This is a genomic window from Methylotuvimicrobium sp. KM1 (assembly GCF_044788715.1).
Classification (GTDB): domain Bacteria; phylum Pseudomonadota; class Gammaproteobacteria; order Methylococcales; family Methylomonadaceae; genus Methylotuvimicrobium.
The window spans coordinates 3,956,794-3,973,181 of sequence record NZ_CP173170.1; the positions used below are offsets into that span (position 1 = coordinate 3,956,794).

A 16,388-nucleotide genomic window follows, 5' to 3' on the forward strand; every position below is an offset into this window, starting at 1 on the left:
GAATTGCTGCTTTTTGTTGCCGAGCTTCCATAACTGGTAAGATATAAGACAACTCAGAAGCGCTAAGATAGCTTTTTAACTTGCATCGCTTCGTATGGATAAATATTTAACACCGCTTTACCTTATTAAAGCAGTAATGGATGCTTAATGACTCTCATCACATTAAAGGACTTAGAAGCCCATCTTTGGCATGCCGCGCATATCCTTACCGGCCCAATTGACGCCTCAGACTATAAAACCTACATCTTCCCCGTCTTGTTCTTCAAACGTATTTGTGACGTATACGATGAGGAATATACTGAAGCGTTAGAACAAATCGGTGACGCAGAGCTTGCCAAAGGCGATATGTTCCACCGGATTCAAATTCCGGAACAATGCCATTGGCGACACGTATTCAATAAAACTAAAGACGTTGGCCAAGCACTGAAGGAAGCCTTCCGGGGTATAGAACTTGCCAATGAACGTTTGCACGGCATTTTTGGTGACGCAGGGTGGACCAATAAAGAACGGTTGTCAGATGAATTGCTGGGTACTTTATTGAATCATTTCAATAAAGTGAATTTGGGTGTGTCCAGTGTTCGCGATGATGACATGGGCCGCGCTTACGAATATCTCATCAAACGCTTTGCCGATAAAGCCAATAAAAAAGCCGGCGAGTTTTATACCCCGCGCACCATTGTTCGCTTGATGGTCAACATTCTTGATCCCAAAACTGGCGAAAGTGTTTACGATCCAGCTTGCGGTACTGGCGGCATGTTGCTGGAAACCATCCATCACGTTAAAGAACATGGCGGCGATCCTCGCTTATTAAAACTCAAAGGCCAAGAAAAGAATCTCACCACCGAAGCCATTGCCCGTATGAACTTATTTCTACACGGCATGGAAGACTTTGACATTGTGCGGGGCGATACCTTACGTCACCCAAAGTTTATCAAAGGCGATACGTTAGAAACCTTTGACAACGTAATTGCCAATCCTCCGTTCAGCTTGAAAGAATGGGGTTACGAGCTATGGCAAAACGATCCTTATGGACGTAAACAATTTGGTTTAGCACCGCAAACCAATGGCGACTTTGCTTGGGTCCAACACATGTTTGCCTCGTTAAACGATAACGGGCGCATGGCCGTAGTGCTACCGCATGGAGTGCTTTTTCGTGGTGGAGCTGAAGGCAAAATCCGCAAAAAGCTTCTGGAAGAAAATCGGATTGAAGCCATTATTGGCGTTGCAACGAATTTGTTTTACGGCACCGGTATCCCCGCTTGCATTCTGGTGCTGAGAAAACAGCGTCCGGTTGACCATCAAAGCCATGTACTGATCATTAACGCTGAAGAAATCTTTACCAAAGGTCGTGCGCAAAACACATTGTCAGTTGCGCAAGCGGACGAGATTTATCACATCTACCAAAGCCAAGAACAAGCTGGACCGCAGAATGCCAAGGAAATTGAAGGTGTCGCACGATGGGTCAATCTATCCGAAATTGCAGAAAACGACTTCAATTTAAATATTGCCCGTTACGTGCAAAAACCGTTAGAAGAAGAAACAATCACCGTTGAACAAGCCTTGTTAGATTTTAAAAATAAACTAGCTGCCTTAGAACAAGCGGAGCAAGAGCTTGAAGACTTGTTGATCAAAGAGGGCTTTGAAATATGAGCACCCTAAACAAAAAGAAATTAGAAGACCTCCTTTGGGGCGCGGCGGAATATTTACGCGGCCAAATAGATGCTTCCGATTACAAACAGTACATCTTTCCGTTGCTGTTTTATAAACGGCTGTCGGATGTCTATTTAGAAGAATACAACGAGGCATTGCTTATTCACGAAGGCGACACTGAATATGCCGCCATGCCCATGTTTCACCGCTTCAACATTCCAACCGAAGCGCGTTGGGAAGTGGTGCGTAATACCACAAAAAATATCGGGGAAGCGATTCAAACGGCTTTGCGTTTAATTGAATCCAGCAACGAACGCTTGCATGGTGTGTTTGGTGATGCGCAATGGACTAACAAAGAGCGCCTGCCAGATCATCTGTTAGCTGATCTGATTCAACATTTCAGCAAAATTCCATTAGGGATCAACACCGTCAATCAAGATGATCTTGGCGAAGCGTATGAGTTCTTGATTAAAAAATTTGCAGACGATTCCGGTCATACCGCTGCGGAGTTTTACACCAATCGTACCGTTGTCCATTTGATGACGCGCATCATGGGATTGCAACCGGGTGAAACCGCCTACGATCCGACTTGTGGCACAGGCGGCATGTTGTTGAACGGCGTCATGGAACTGCGTAATCAAAATAAGGAATGGCGTAGCGTTAAGCTTTATGGGCAAGAGGTGAATTTGCTGACCTCAGCGATTGCTCGCATGAACATGTTCTTGCACGACATTGAAGAATTTGAAGTCCTGCGCGGTGATACGCTCAGCGAACCCAAATTTATTGAAAACGATCAGCTCAAGCAGTTTGATGTCATCTTCGCCAATCCGCCTTACTCTATAAAAAAATGGAACCGCGATAAGTTTGCCGCTGATCCTTATGGTCGCAATCTGTATGGTGTACCGCCGCAAGGTTGCGCGGATTATGCGTTTTATACCCACATCATCAAAAGTTTAAATCCCAAAACCGGACGTGCTGCGATGTTGTGGCCGCATGGTGTGTTGTTTAGAGATTCCGAGCAAGCGATTCGTAAGCAAATTATTGAAGCAGATTTGATAGAAGCCGTCATTGGTTTAGGGCCCAACTTGTTTTACAACTCACCGATGGAATCGTGCGTCGTGGTGCTGCGTCGCAATAAACCGACTGAACGCAAACACAAAATTCTGTTTATCAACGGTGTGGAACAAGTCACTCGTGAACGAGCGCATAGCCGGTTATCGGATGAAAATTTAAGCGTACTGACTGAAGCGTACTTTCAGCCAGACAACCAACCCACTATCGCAGCATTGGTGGCAATAGAAGATATTCGCGCTAATCAGCATAACCTGTCTATTCCGCTGTATGTGCAAAACGATAGCGGTCACGAAGCGCAAGACATTGAACACGCCATTGAAGCCTGGAAAATTAGCCGCGTGAAATTGAAAAAACAAACCACTGAATTATTTAACAGCCTTGCTGAACTGGGATATGACATTAGCGAGGTTGAAACGAATGTCTGAAACGCAATTACCGGAAGGTTGGCGCATGGTCAAATTTGGAGATATGGCGAAGCATATTTCCAAGCGTGTAGAACCCAGTGAAACCAATTTAAACATCTATGTGGGGCTTGAACATTTAGACCCGGATAGTTTACGAATTAAGCGGCATGGCGTACCCAGCGATGTTGAAGGGCAAAAGCTGTTAGTCAAAAAAGGCCAAATCATTTTTGGCAAGCGAAGGGCTTATCAGCGTAAATTAGGTGTGGCGGATTGGGATTGTATTTGTTCGGCACATGCAATGGTTTTGGAGGCAAAGCCTGAAACGGTATTACCAGAGTTTTTGCCGTTTTTTATGCAGTCTGATGCTTTTATGAATAGAGCGATAGCAATTTCAGAAGGCTCTTTATCACCTACTATAAAATGGAAAGCTCTTGAAAACCAGGTATTCGCCATGCCTGACATTACAATTCAGCTGTCAATAATCAGAATCTTCAATAAGATAGAAGATTGCTTTAAGCATATTCAACATACAAAGAGCATCATTGAAAATATTTTATTCTTATTAAGACAAAATGTTAAGAATAATGAAAAAGGCGACTCTGGCATTCTAGAAGATTTTGTTAGCCTTAAAGGTGGGAATGCTTTTAAGGAGAAGTATCAAGGCGCTCAAGTTGGTGATCTACCTTTTATAAAAGTAAGCGATATGAACTTACCTAATAATGAGAAATTTATCGTTGATTCATCAAACTGGATTAGTAATTCACAAATAAATGAAATTCGGCCGAATATTTTTCCAAAAGGAAGTACCGTTTTTGCGAAAGTCGGTGCCGCGTTGCTTTTGAATAGAAGAAGAATTCTGACGCGGGATACTGCAATAGATAACAATATGATGGCTGCAGTCCCCATTAAAAATATATTACCTGAATATCTGTATCATTTTCTATGTAGCCTTGATTTTAAAGATTACGTTCAATCAGGAGCACTTCCATCAGTCAACCAAAATGTTATTGGAAAAATACAATTATCAGTGCCTGAAATTGATTTTCAAATAAATATATCAAACATCATTTCAGAATTTGAGTCCTTGAATGAAGTGTTATCCGATAGATTTGTTCGGATGCAAAATCTTAAAAACTCGATATTTCGCAGCTATAGGGAAGTATGATGTTCACCGAACAAACCGTCACCGAAAATGGAATTATTGACCGCCTAAAACAATTAAGCGGTGTAAAGTGGAATTACTGTCACGGTGATGCTCTGCCGAAACAGATCAGTGACATCTTTGTGGATGAATGGCTGAAAGCGGCATTATGTTCGTTAAATCCTGATATTGCCGCCAATCCCGATTATGCCGATGAAGTAATCTATAAACTGCGCGGCGTTATTTATGAAGCTAGACATACCGGCCTCGTTAAAGCGAATGAAAACTTTAACGAATGGCTGATGGCAGAAAAAACGTTGCCGTTTGGTCAGGATGGCGATCATGTCACCATCAACCTGATTGACTTTAACCAGATTGAAAACAACCATTTTGTGGTGTCGCAGCAGGTACATTACCTTGCGGCCACTGAAGTGTATTTTGATATTGTGTTGTATGTAAATGGCATTCCGTTAGTGGTCGGTGAAGTCAAATCGGCTACACGACCTTCTATTAGCTGGCAGGATGGCGCATCCGATTTTATGGGCGGTCAAAAGCACTACTGGAAAAATGTTGAGCCGTTCTTTGTGCCAAATTTGTTGTGCTTTGCCAGTGAAGGCAAAACCTTTGCTTATGGTGCCATCAACGCCAGTGTTAAAGACTGGGGACCGTGGCATAAAACCAGTCAGCGCGATGAAATCCCATTAACGTTGTCGTCTGTGTTGGATAGCGCGGAAGGCTTGTTAAATCCGCAGACGCTGTTGCAACTATTACATTCCTTCGCGCTGTTTTCTACGCTTAAAACCGGCAAACACACACCACCCAAACGCGCAAAAATCTTACCGCGTTATCCGCAATTTGAAGCGGCCAAACAAATCGTGGATCGTGTTAAAGCAGGCTATCCGCGTAAAGGACTTATCTGGCATTTTCAAGGTTCCGGAAAATCGCTGCTGATGCTTTACGCTGCTCGCATGCTACGTGCTGATAATGATCTAAAAAATCCAACCGTGTTAGTGGTGGTAGACCGCAGAGATTTGGATACGCAAATCAACGAAACCTTTGGCGGTGCGGATGTAAAAAATCTAATCAAAGTGCGCAGCTGTAAAAAGCTAGGACAACTGATTGAACAAGATAGTCGCGGTATTTTGATTACTACCATCTTTAAATTTAAAGACGTTGAAATTGACGTCAACGATCACAACGGTTTGAACGCACGCGATAACATCATTGTATTGGTGGATGAGGCGCATCGCACTCAAGAAGGCTCGTTAGGCGACAAAATGCGTTGGGCTTTACCGAATGCGCACTTTTACGGTTTAACGGGTACGCCTATTTCAAGCTTGGAGCGCAATACCTTCAAGCTCTTCGGTGCTGACGAAGACGAAGGACGTTATATGAATCGTTACAGCTACAAGCAATCTATTCGTGACGGTGCGACTAATCCGGTCAAGTTTGAACCGCGCTTGGCTGAACTTCGCGTTGATCAAGCTGCGATTGACGAAGAATTTCAGCGACTCATTGAAGAAAATAATCTGGATGAAGACGAGAAAGCGGCGCTTTCCAAACGAGCCGGCAAACTGGCCATTTTGTTGAAAGCGCCTAAACGCATGAAGGCCATCAGCAACGATATTGCCCAACATTTTGCCAGCCACGTTAAACCGAAAAAAATGAAAGGCATGGTCGTAGTCTATGACCGTGAAGCGTGTGTACAAATGTATTACCTGCTGGGCAATTTAATGGGGTTTGATGCGGTGGAAGTGGTCATGAACATTGACCAAGCACCCATCAAAGCCACTGAAGGCGATAAAAAAGGTAAAAAGAATAAAGACTGGTTGCGCTGGAAAGATGAATTAGAACTGCCGGTTCAGGAAGCTGATTTTGAACGCTGGCAACAATACGACGGCGATGAACAAAAACAAAAAGACCTGATTGAAGATTACAAAGACTCAACTCATCCGTTACAACTGATTATCGTCACCGCTAAATTATTAACGGGCTTTGATCCGCCTATTTGCTATTGCATGTATCTGGACAAACCACTCCGTGACCATACTTTGCTACAAGCAATGTGTCGCACCAATCGTTTGTTTGAGATTGACGGCATCCGTAAGGAATTGGGATTGATCATTGACTATCTGGGTGTGTTTGAGAATTTACGCTCTGCTCTAGCTTATAACCCGGAAGAAATCGAAGGCGTCATTGAAGGCATAGAGGCTTTTAAAGAACTATTTCCGCCGCAACTGGAAAAATGTTTGGCATTCTTTCCCAACGTTGATCGCACTGTAGATGGGTTTGACGGCATTATGGCCGCGCAAGAATGTTTGCCGACCAATGAAAAGCGTGATGCGTTTGCCGCTACGTTTGGTGTGTTGAATAAATTGTGGGCCGCTATTAGCCCTGATCCGTTCTTAGCGCCGTATCGTAAAGACTTTAAGTGGTTGGCGCAGATATATGAATCAGTACGTCCGGTAGGCCAAACAGGCGCTTTAGTCTGGGCAGCTCTTGGTCCAGAAGTGATTAAGATGATTCACGAGAATACCGACATAACACGCATTCGTGATGATATTGACGATCTAGTAATGGATGAGCATGCAGTATTTGTCCTGACTGAAAAGGAGCAAGAAAAGCGCGCCAGACAACTAGAAATCAACTTAATGGGCCGTTTACGCGGTCATGAAAATCCCAAGTTTGTTGCACTGGGCGAACGCCTGGAAAAACTACGTCAAGATTATGAAGCGGGTGTTATCAAGGCGATAGATTGGCTAAAAGGCTTGTTGGATGCTGCCAAGCAAGCGGTACATCTGGAACGCGAGCTAGACGAAAAAGTTGTTACCGAAGAAGATAACATCCAAGCATTAACTAAACTGTTTCTGGAAACTAGACCTGATAGCACACCCAAAGTCATTCATGACATCGTGGAACAGATAGACAAAATCGTTAAAGCGACTCGTTTTGATGGTTGGCAAAAATCAAATAGCGGTCCGCGTGAAATACAAAAAGCGTTGCTACTGACATTGGCTCAATTTGGATTAGGCAAAGACAAAGAGCTTTTTAGTAAGGCTTATGGGTATATTGAAGAGCATTATTGATATGGAGTTTCTCTTAGTTCCACGCGGGGAAAAAATACCAAATACAGGTGTTAATGCCGTGTATTTACAGGTCGACAGGTGGAATGATTACGCTTTCGTAACTATGTTTTATATGTCGATTCATGATTCAGAGGGTAATTACCATGATATTGGCAATGTAAAAATTGGTTTTAACAGGCTGTTGAAAATCAGTTGTGTAGACGTTAGTCGAATAACAAATTGACTATATATTGTAGCGAAAAGCGAGACTTTCCATTAAATACAGATCATATAACGTGCCAAATATAGAAAATCAACAACCTGTTAAAGACCAAAATGAAATACGAGATAAGCTGAAAGATATTGGTCAATGGCTTGGATTGGATTGGATAGCCGCACAGAAGTTAAAGTAGCGGATGGCTCACGAGTGGATACATTATGGGAACAAACCATAGGAAATATGGGGCGTGTGGTCTACGTCTTTGAAGTCCAAACAAAAGGATCGATTGATAGCATGATTCTAAATTTACTTAAAGCAGTGAATAACCCTGCAGTTCAGGCCGTTGTTGCGGTTTCCAATTCAGTCCAGATCGAGAAAATCAAGAAACATGCTGCAGGTGTTCAAGCGCTTAACGATCGCCTTAAGTACTGGGACTATCAGCGAGTTTTAGAAGTGCATGAAGCACTTGCATCAGGCAATGAGGAAATTAATAGCTTGGGATTGGTGCCTTTAATTACATGGTAAGTGAAAAATATCAAATCGCTTACCCAACACGAGTCAATGTCGCTTAACCGACAGTAAACTAGACTCGATTATCGTTTTGAATGGACATTTTGTATGTATCCCTTCGAAGGTGATTCATAGGCCTACATTGTTGTTCAGTAACTAGAATTCTAAAGAAACACAATACGAAATGACTCCTTTTGATATTTACAGAGGCGGAGTCTCCCAGCTTGATCAAGCATATTTCAACGGTGACACTAAGTGACGATAGGAAGAGAATTCGGGCAGCATGAGCCCTTAACAACACGCTTACACAATCTTGTGCGTAGTTATCCTAAAGGTTTGGGCGTTCTTAAGGAGTTTATACAGAACGCAGACGATGCTGAGGCAGATGAGGTTATGTTCGTCATTGACGAGCAAGAGTACGATGTTACAGGCCTACCAGATAGTATGCGTTGGTTACATACGACACCGGCACTGCTTGTTTATAACAATAAGCCGTTTAGTGACCGTGATATCGAGGGTATCCAGAATATTGGTGAAAGCGGAAAATCTCGTTCTGTTGGCAAAACCGGTCGTTTTGGATTGGGTTTTAATGGATGTTACAACGTAACTGATGTCCCTTGTTTTTTTACGAGGGGCGAGCTGTACTTCTTTGATCCACATTTTCATACTGTCCCAGAAGCATCAATGGTAAACCCCGGGCGAAGCTTTTCTGTCGATGAGCTTATCGATGAAGGATGGCCAATTCTGGATTCGCTTGCGTCATTTATCGTAGATGAAAGCAATTTTGAAGGGACGGTTTTTCGGCTACCGTTTCGTAGTTGTCAGCAGGCAACCACAAGTAGGATCAAAAGGGAAGAATATACAGTCGCGGATGCGCTTGAAGCAGTTCAAGAGTTAGAGCAAATGGGCTCCGCAATGCTTTTATTCTTGAAATACGTTCGACACCTGAAAGTTGAACACAGAAAGCGTGATGGCTCTGTTCTGTGTCTTTTGTCTATACAGGCCACTAATTCCGATGAAATCGTCAGCGCAAGAGCGAAGGTCAATGCACTCTTATATAGTGCTAATCCAGATTACATAGTAGATAAGCTTTCAGAGATGGGGAGCATCTTTTCCAACTGTCGCCACGAATACAAGGTCGTAGCAAACGGAGTTCAGAGAACGGAAAAATGGAGGGTGATCGACGGCTTCTTTGTCGATGAAGAGCAAAAGGTAATTAGCACTTGCCGTGAAATGCTAGAGAAAGACGAGAAGGCATTACCTTATGCAGGAACTGCGTGGCCTCTTGATAATAATCCGCAAATGACAGGACGAATTTTCTGTTTTCTCCCCATACCGATGCAAACAAGTATGCCTGTACAGGTCAATGGTTACTTTGATCTTGATGATTCAAGGCAGAATATATTTCTCGATTGGTCGACACATGGGACTAGTCGCCTTCGCGTTGATTGGAATCAAATATTACTAGAGACCTCGGTTACGCTTGCTTACATACAGCTTATCGAAGAGCTGCGTTCTGATCTTGAAATCGTTGGCATTGACTCATATTACCGAGCTTTTCCTCAAGCAGTCACCAACGAAGGAAACTGGGAGCATTGGCTTACCATAGCTTTTTATCAGCGAGCCGCAACAGCTCCGATAATTAGTGTTTCAGGAGAGTTTCCTTGGTTAGAACTATCCGAAACTCGATCCTTGCCTGAAGAACTAATGCCACTTGGCGATTTGTTGATTTCAGAACAGTTCCTTCCGATACAACAACCACAAATGCCTATTCACGTGGTAAACGGATTTGCTGTCTGTGGCATTCAAACTACGACGTTGAAACCATCGGAACTGCGAACGCAACTTATGGTACGACAAGATATTGATACTCCCCTTAATTTGGCTCCCAGAGCTTGTCTCCAAAAGCGGGAATACATTGAGCAGATATTTCGTTTCTGTTTGAAAGACCAACCAGGAGAGACGATTGCGGGCTTACCGTTAGTGATCGATTGTCGCGGACATCTTCGCACAGTTGGATTCACCGAATTACCTCTTTATTTGGCGAACACCTCATTGGATCTCGAAGTTTTTTGGGATCATCAAGAGTGGTTTGTCGACATGGAATTCGCGAATTATGTTGGTTTATCTGCCTCAGATGGCATAAATGTCCTTGACATGAATGACGAGTGCTTTGTGCGGGAATTAGAAAAATACGTTTCTACACATTCCAAAAATGGGCAGTTAAAAATGATAAGGAGTTCTGCAGGGACTCTAACTGACTCATGGCTCCGTGCTGTGTTTAAACGATTACTTGATAGTGAATTACGAGGGCTCAAAGATGAAATAAAGTCGATTCCGCTGATCCCTGACCAACAGGGTGAACTTCATAAAATGGGATCGGCAGCAACACCACTTTTATTTCAAGGAGCGAAAGAATTAAGAAATGCACTAAATGAGCTAAATATTCCTCTTGTTCATGGTGTCAGCAGTGAGTTATTTCAGCTGATTAGTGAATTTTCAAGGAAGGAAGATTGCATTTGGTATGTAACTCCAAGAGACCTAATCGACACTCTTGATTGTGTTTGTAACGAAATACTTCAATCGTATGACCGTTTAACAGACATACAACGGGCTTTACTCGATTACTTGAGCAAAGAGGAATGTATTGTAGAACTTCAAAAGTGTAGCGATAGGCAAGATACACTTAGAACGCTAAAGATCTTTCCATCTGGGACAGGCCTGCTTGTAGACTTAAAAACCACCGCTTACATACCTCAAGAGTTTACGTTTCCGGCACTCGATTTAGATGTAATGTTACTCGATGATGGTCCCAAGCATCGTTGGCGCGACTTGCTTTTATTGCTGAATGTTCCTGAATTGTCCCGCTCCCGCCTTATCAGAGAATTACTGCTCCCAAGCTTTAATTCTCTAAATGCTGCTGACAGAATAAGTGCCACAGCTTGGCTAAGGGACAATTTAAGTATTGCACAAAGTGATGACGAAAAAGAAACTGAGGGCAGACTTTTTGCTGAAGTGCAAGAGGCACCGATAATCATCTGTGATGATCAAACACTACGTCCACCACAAAATGTGTACCAGCCCGATAGTAAGCTCGCTGCCGACATACTCGGGAATCAAGCATCATTTCCTGATATGACCGGAGCCTATGCACAAAACAAGGAACGATGGCTTGAGTTTTTTCGTCAACTCAATATGCCAATTGAGCCAAGAATCAAGGACGTGGTTTCTTACGTTCAAACGTTGGTTAATGAAACGCCAAAAAAAGAAACCGTTGACAGACTTCAGACAGTTTATGAGTTTATCAAAGAGCGTGTTGATTCCGATCTTAAACATCACAAAGAGCTTACAGATGAGCTTTCCGAGGCCATCGACGAATTATCAATGATAGCATGGATTCCGCTAAGAAATGAAGCTGGAGATCTCCTTTGTTTTTCGGCGCCGACAGAAAGTTATGGGTATCCAAGTAACATTTATTTCCCTAGGGTTGGTCAATTGGTCGCTAGCCAAGCCCAAATTACTGTTTTTAGAAGCGAACCGAGCAAGCAGGTACGTGAAGTGATGGGCTTTCCTATTAAACCGCCACTTGACTTGGTTGTAAATCACTTTGAAGAAATTCTTGCCCAATACGCGCATGTGGAAAAGATGCCTAACAAATCGGCACTCATCAAATCCCTTTCTCAAATCTATCGATTTTTTGGAGGTGAAATCCCGAAAGAAGTTGACGATACCGATGAAGTTATTAGAGATTCAGATAGCGACAGAATTTTAAATCTGGAAGCAAAGTTCTTCTCAAAGGCATGCATCTGGGATCAAGAGCAAATGCGGTTTTGGCGGCCAGACCGTGTTTTCTCAGACGACGTTCGATACATGGAACCTTGGAGGACAACAATTAGAAATAGTGAAGATGCAGTTGAACGCGGTTATGCGGCACTTGGTAGAAGGCAATCAGCATCAATTTCTGATTGGAAGCAAGTGCTGCATGAAATTTCCGAGAGCGAATCCAACGTGTCGCAAAGCAAAATAAGTCATGTTGTTCGGGAAATTATACGCCATATTGTCAACTATCTTGATTATGAAGATATCGAAGATGATGAAGTATTGGTTCCTACTAGGAGCGGCTCTCTTTTAGCCGCAAAGGCAGTGTATTTAGCAGATGCGCCTTGGTATGAAGAAATACTCGATTCCCGTGAGATACCAATACTATCGGATTCTGTATCCGGTATACCTTATATTCAAAGTCGATTAAAGATTTCTAGCCTAGCTGCATCCATTAAGCAACGACTTACTGAATATCCTACTGAAAGTGTTTTAGAACAGGAGTCTGCACAATGCTTCCGTTTTCAATCATTGTTACGTTCTGATGAGTTTGTTTCTGGTTTGCAACGTTTACTTAAGCATGAGGGGTTTGAAGTATCGAATAGATCACTGATTTTTCTAAAAGAAGTAGAGGTCCAATGCGTAAAATCTATCCAAACGTGCCTTTATTTGGTGACGGAGGACAGTGAGCAGCTTATTGGCGATAGTAAAGCGGAATTTTATTTAGATGAAGACCAGATGGTAGCGATGCTTGCAGAATACCGTAGAAAATATTTTCGTGATGACCTAGCTGATTTACTCAATCGAATGTTGAAAGACAGCTCTTTGCGAAATTTAGCCCCTTTAGTACGCATCCTAGAGTGTTGTCCAGATGAAATTTCGGAAACGCTCGATGCGCTAAAGATAAGGAAATATGCATTTGATATTGATGATGAGCCAAAGAAGAGAGATGAAATAGCTCCTCAAGAATTCCCCGATTATGAGTCCGGGGAAATAGAAATTAGGGATGAAGAAAAATTACACGAAAGCGAAACTCCTGACCTAGTAGTTGATATGGATCTAGCAGTAATTGAGGAAGATGAGGAGCAGTGTGGAACGACATCTAATGCAACAGCAAGCACTTCAGGTTCTAACTATCCACATGCCACCTCGACATCGGCTCGACCTCAGTCATCTACAGTAGGACATTTTAAAGACGCAACAACAGGAGCTCATCAGTTAGAAGAAAATGGAAATAACGGAAAAATCCGGTCCGGTATACCTGATACTGGTAGCGGGCATAGACAATATCTAGATATGGAAAAAGAAGACACGGTCGATGGTAGACTTCAACCGGTTCAAACTTCAACTATTTCCACTCATCAGCCTTCAGTGCAACGCCGACTCGTCTCATACGTATCGCATACAAATACGAATAAGCTATCAGACCGATCAAGCTCTGTGTCAAATGAACGAGAACTTAGGACCGGTGAGATTGCTGTGGAACTTGTTATTGAATATGAGCGTAGTCAAGGCCGAGACGCCCGATCCATGGCTCATCAGAATGCGGGATATGACGTTATGGCGGAAGGAGCCGATGGAAAGCGTTATATCGAAGTAAAGGGTACTGAAGCGGCATGGGGTGAGCGAGGTGTTTCGATGACAGCCGCACAGTTTTTCTATGCTAGAGAAAATCCTGATCGGGATCATTGGTTATATGTCGTGGAGAGTGTTCGCTCCAGTTCTCCGAAAATTCACAAGATCCACAACCCTAGTAATGAGGTGGATCGATTTGTATTTGATGGAGGTTGGAAGCAGATTGCAGACAGCAACGATGCGAAGGTACTTGAAACTGTGCAGCCGGCGCCTGGAGACGAAGTTTATTTAAATGGCATTTTCGTTGGAATAGTCGAAACCATTCGCCCGTTTGGAAAGTTTCCCCTTGTGCTGTACAGAGACTCAAATGATGTCCTGCAGCGAAAGCGACTCGCTGATATCACGGTTCGTTCGAGGCAGGCATAATGGCTCGCATATACCCTGAGCTAACAGAAACAATGTTGCTCGAATTGCCTTCTCAAGCAGAAGCCAAAGTGTATCGGTGTCTTCGAGATTCTTTAGATGATCGTTATCTTATCATCCACGGAAAATCATTTATTGCACCTAGAAAGAGTGGTGGTCATAAAGATGGTGAAGCTGATTTTGTAATCTTTTCAGCTAAGCAGGGTCTTCTTATTATAGAGGTAAAGGGAGGAGGTATTCGGTTTGATCCAGCGAGAGGCTGGCAATCAGTTGACAGGAGGGGCGAAATTCACGAGATCAAGAACCCTGTTGCTCAGGCAAAAAATCAAAAATACGCCATTCTCAATCAGCTTAATTCCAATCGTGTGTGGACGAATCTGCGTAAACGGATGCCGGCAGGACACGCGGTTTTACTGCCCGATATCGAGTCTATTGAGGAATTGGGCTTATCGGAATGTCCAAACGAGATTATTGGGAGCAGGTCTGCGCTTGATCGTATCAATGCTTGGTTAGATCAGGTCTACGGTTATTGGATGGGGAGAGATGACGTTCCCTTAGGACTAGATGGGCTGAAAGTCGTCGAGCAAGTATTTTGTAGTCCCATCATTGTGAGACCTTTGCTGCGCGACATTCTTAAGGTGGATGAGAAGCTTCGCATCAAACTGACTAATGAACAAGCGTCTGTTCTTCGTATTCTTAGCCGCCATAAAAGGGCCGCTATCGTAGGTGCAGCTGGCACAGGGAAGACAATACTTGCTGTCGAAAAAGCTCGTAGGATGATTGATAACGGCGCTAAGGTTTTGCTGTTGTGTTACAACAAGGCTTTAGCCGTTACTCTTCGTCGCCAGTTTCCTCAATCGGAATCAATTTTGGTATACACCTATCACCAATTTTGCCACCATTGCTGTGATGAGGTTGTTAAAAATGGGTGGCAGAATCCTTTGGATAGAGTGCGGGAGGAAGTACCCAATGATGATCTCTTTGACGTTCAGCTACCGTTGGCTGCGTTCTATGCTATCGAAGAGCTTGGAGATAAACTGCAATTTGATGCAATCATAATTGACGAAGGTCAGGACTTCGGTGAGGAATATTGGTTGCCTGTCGAAATGGCTCTTCGGAGTTCAGAAAGGTCTTGGTTGTATGTTTTCTATGATGAAAACCAACGTCTCTATTCTCGGGTTTCCTCTTTTCCAATCCCAGAATCAGACACGTATCCACTCACTAAGAATTGTCGGAACTCAAAGCCTGTTCATACCCTTGCTTACCGATACTACGATGGTGAGCAAACTGACGATTCTGGTATCGAAGGGCTTAACCCCATTCTGATTTCCTCCCCAACAATCGAAACTCAAGCTAAGCAGATCGCTAGGCACATCATAAAGCTTATTCATGATGAGGGAGTAGCACCTGAATCAATCGCAGTTCTTGTTGCCGGTCAGCCAAAGGACGTATTTTACAATTTGCTTGAAAAGGAAACATTATCCAAACCGGCAAAATGGTCGAGGGAGGAGCATTTCGTGACTAATGGGGTTTTGATTGATACAGTAAAGCGTTTTAAAGGACTGGAGCGAGAGGTGATTTTTTTATGGTTAGATCAACTAACTTTATCAAATGACGCTATCATGTATGTGGGTATATCTAGAGCAAAGTCGTTGTTGTATTTTGTGGGAGATAGTCAATCATTACAGCAGCTACAAATTGACTAAATTGAGTTACTTCCGCAATTAATAACTTACGTTAATATAGATTAATACCAGTAATCTAACCCCGGCTAAAAATAAGCCAGGGTGCTTTTGATTTGTTTGACTACTAAATCTTTTTGAAGGCCTTGAGAAAGTTGTTGGGATGGGCGTGAAATCGAATGTGTCCAGCTGAATTCAACCGTTTAGAGCTTTCCTCAAATGCGGGTGCGATGTAGCCCCATTCTGCCGTTCGAGAAAAATAGATGACATAGTCAATTTTGGCACCTTTCCATTTGTTCTCAACTTTGATTGATTCATCACTCGACTCAAGCGTTTTAACTTGGATTCGATAGTAGTTGGTGTCGTCGGCAACAACTAAATCTGTTTTTTTGCCGTGATCAATAGCTGGAATTAAGACTTCCCAACCATCACCCAACAACCAGGCTGCGACTAGATGTAAAAACCAGCCCAAATCCGCAGTTATTTGCCGAATAGTAAAATCCCCGCACGATCTCCCCCTGCCTCAAATAGCCTGCTGAAAAATCGTGATGGAGGTTTTTTTTACGAACTCGATTCATCACTAATCAAGCAAAACATCACGGTCAGCGGTATAAAGAGCGGTGTCGTTGAGAGAAGGTATGACGCCACCAAGATTTGACGGTCAACGCTGACGCCATACCCCCCAAAACCGTGCCGAAGCACGATCCTCAGTGTGACACATCTGAGGAATAAATCCAGCCCTCATCGGCCTCTTTGCCGATGTGCCGCACCGCCCGCCTTTATTATTGTCACCGTTGTCATGCACAGGTCATCATCTGCTCAGGT

The 16,388-nt window shown here is 43.2% G+C and carries 8 protein-coding genes; 7 read left to right on the forward strand and 1 reads right to left on the reverse strand.

What is annotated here, in order from left to right:
- Positions 1-147 precede the first annotated feature (147 nt).
- The 7 genes from ACINK7_RS16990 (at position 148) to ACINK7_RS17020 (ending at position 15,587) form a co-directional block, all read left to right on the forward strand.
- Positions 148-1,650 (forward strand): N-6 DNA methylase, encoded by a 1,503-nt coding sequence (locus ACINK7_RS16990; protein WP_404357080.1) that lies wholly within the window; start codon positions 148-150, stop codon positions 1,648-1,650.
- Positions 1,647-3,149, forward strand: coding sequence for an N-6 DNA methylase (locus ACINK7_RS16995; RefSeq protein WP_404357082.1), 1,503 nt, complete (start codon positions 1,647-1,649; stop codon positions 3,147-3,149). Before ACINK7_RS16990 ends, ACINK7_RS16995 begins: the two co-directional genes overlap by 4 nt.
- Positions 3,142-4,293 carry a restriction endonuclease subunit S gene (locus ACINK7_RS17000; RefSeq protein WP_404357084.1) on the forward strand — a complete coding sequence of 384 codons (1,152 nt, stop codon included), beginning with the start codon at positions 3,142-3,144 and terminating at the stop codon, positions 4,291-4,293. Before ACINK7_RS16995 ends, ACINK7_RS17000 begins: the two co-directional genes overlap by 8 nt.
- A complete protein-coding gene (locus ACINK7_RS17005; RefSeq protein WP_404361471.1) occupies positions 4,293-7,355 on the forward strand; it encodes a type I restriction endonuclease subunit R in 3,063 nt (1,020 codons plus the stop codon). Before ACINK7_RS17000 ends, ACINK7_RS17005 begins: the two co-directional genes overlap by 1 nt.
- Positions 7,356-7,704: 349 nt before the next feature.
- A complete protein-coding gene (locus tag ACINK7_RS17010) occupies positions 7,705-8,079 on the forward strand; it encodes a hypothetical protein (RefSeq protein WP_404357086.1) in 375 nt (124 codons plus the stop codon).
- A gap of 240 nt (positions 8,080-8,319) precedes the next feature.
- Positions 8,320-13,884, forward strand: a complete 5,565-nt coding sequence (locus ACINK7_RS17015; protein ID WP_404357088.1) for a DUF3883 domain-containing protein — start codon at positions 8,320-8,322, stop codon at positions 13,882-13,884.
- Positions 13,884-15,587, forward strand: coding sequence for an NERD domain-containing protein (locus ACINK7_RS17020; protein ID WP_404357090.1), 1,704 nt, complete (start codon positions 13,884-13,886; stop codon positions 15,585-15,587). Before ACINK7_RS17015 ends, ACINK7_RS17020 begins: the two co-directional genes overlap by 1 nt.
- 103 nt (positions 15,588-15,690) lie before the next feature.
- Here ACINK7_RS17020 and ACINK7_RS17025 read toward each other — a convergent pair whose 3' ends face one another.
- Positions 15,691-16,035 (reverse strand): group I intron-associated PD-(D/E)XK endonuclease, encoded by a 345-nt coding sequence (locus ACINK7_RS17025; RefSeq protein ID WP_404357092.1) that lies wholly within the window; start codon positions 16,033-16,035, stop codon positions 15,691-15,693.
- Between the last annotated feature and the right edge of the window lie 353 nt (positions 16,036-16,388).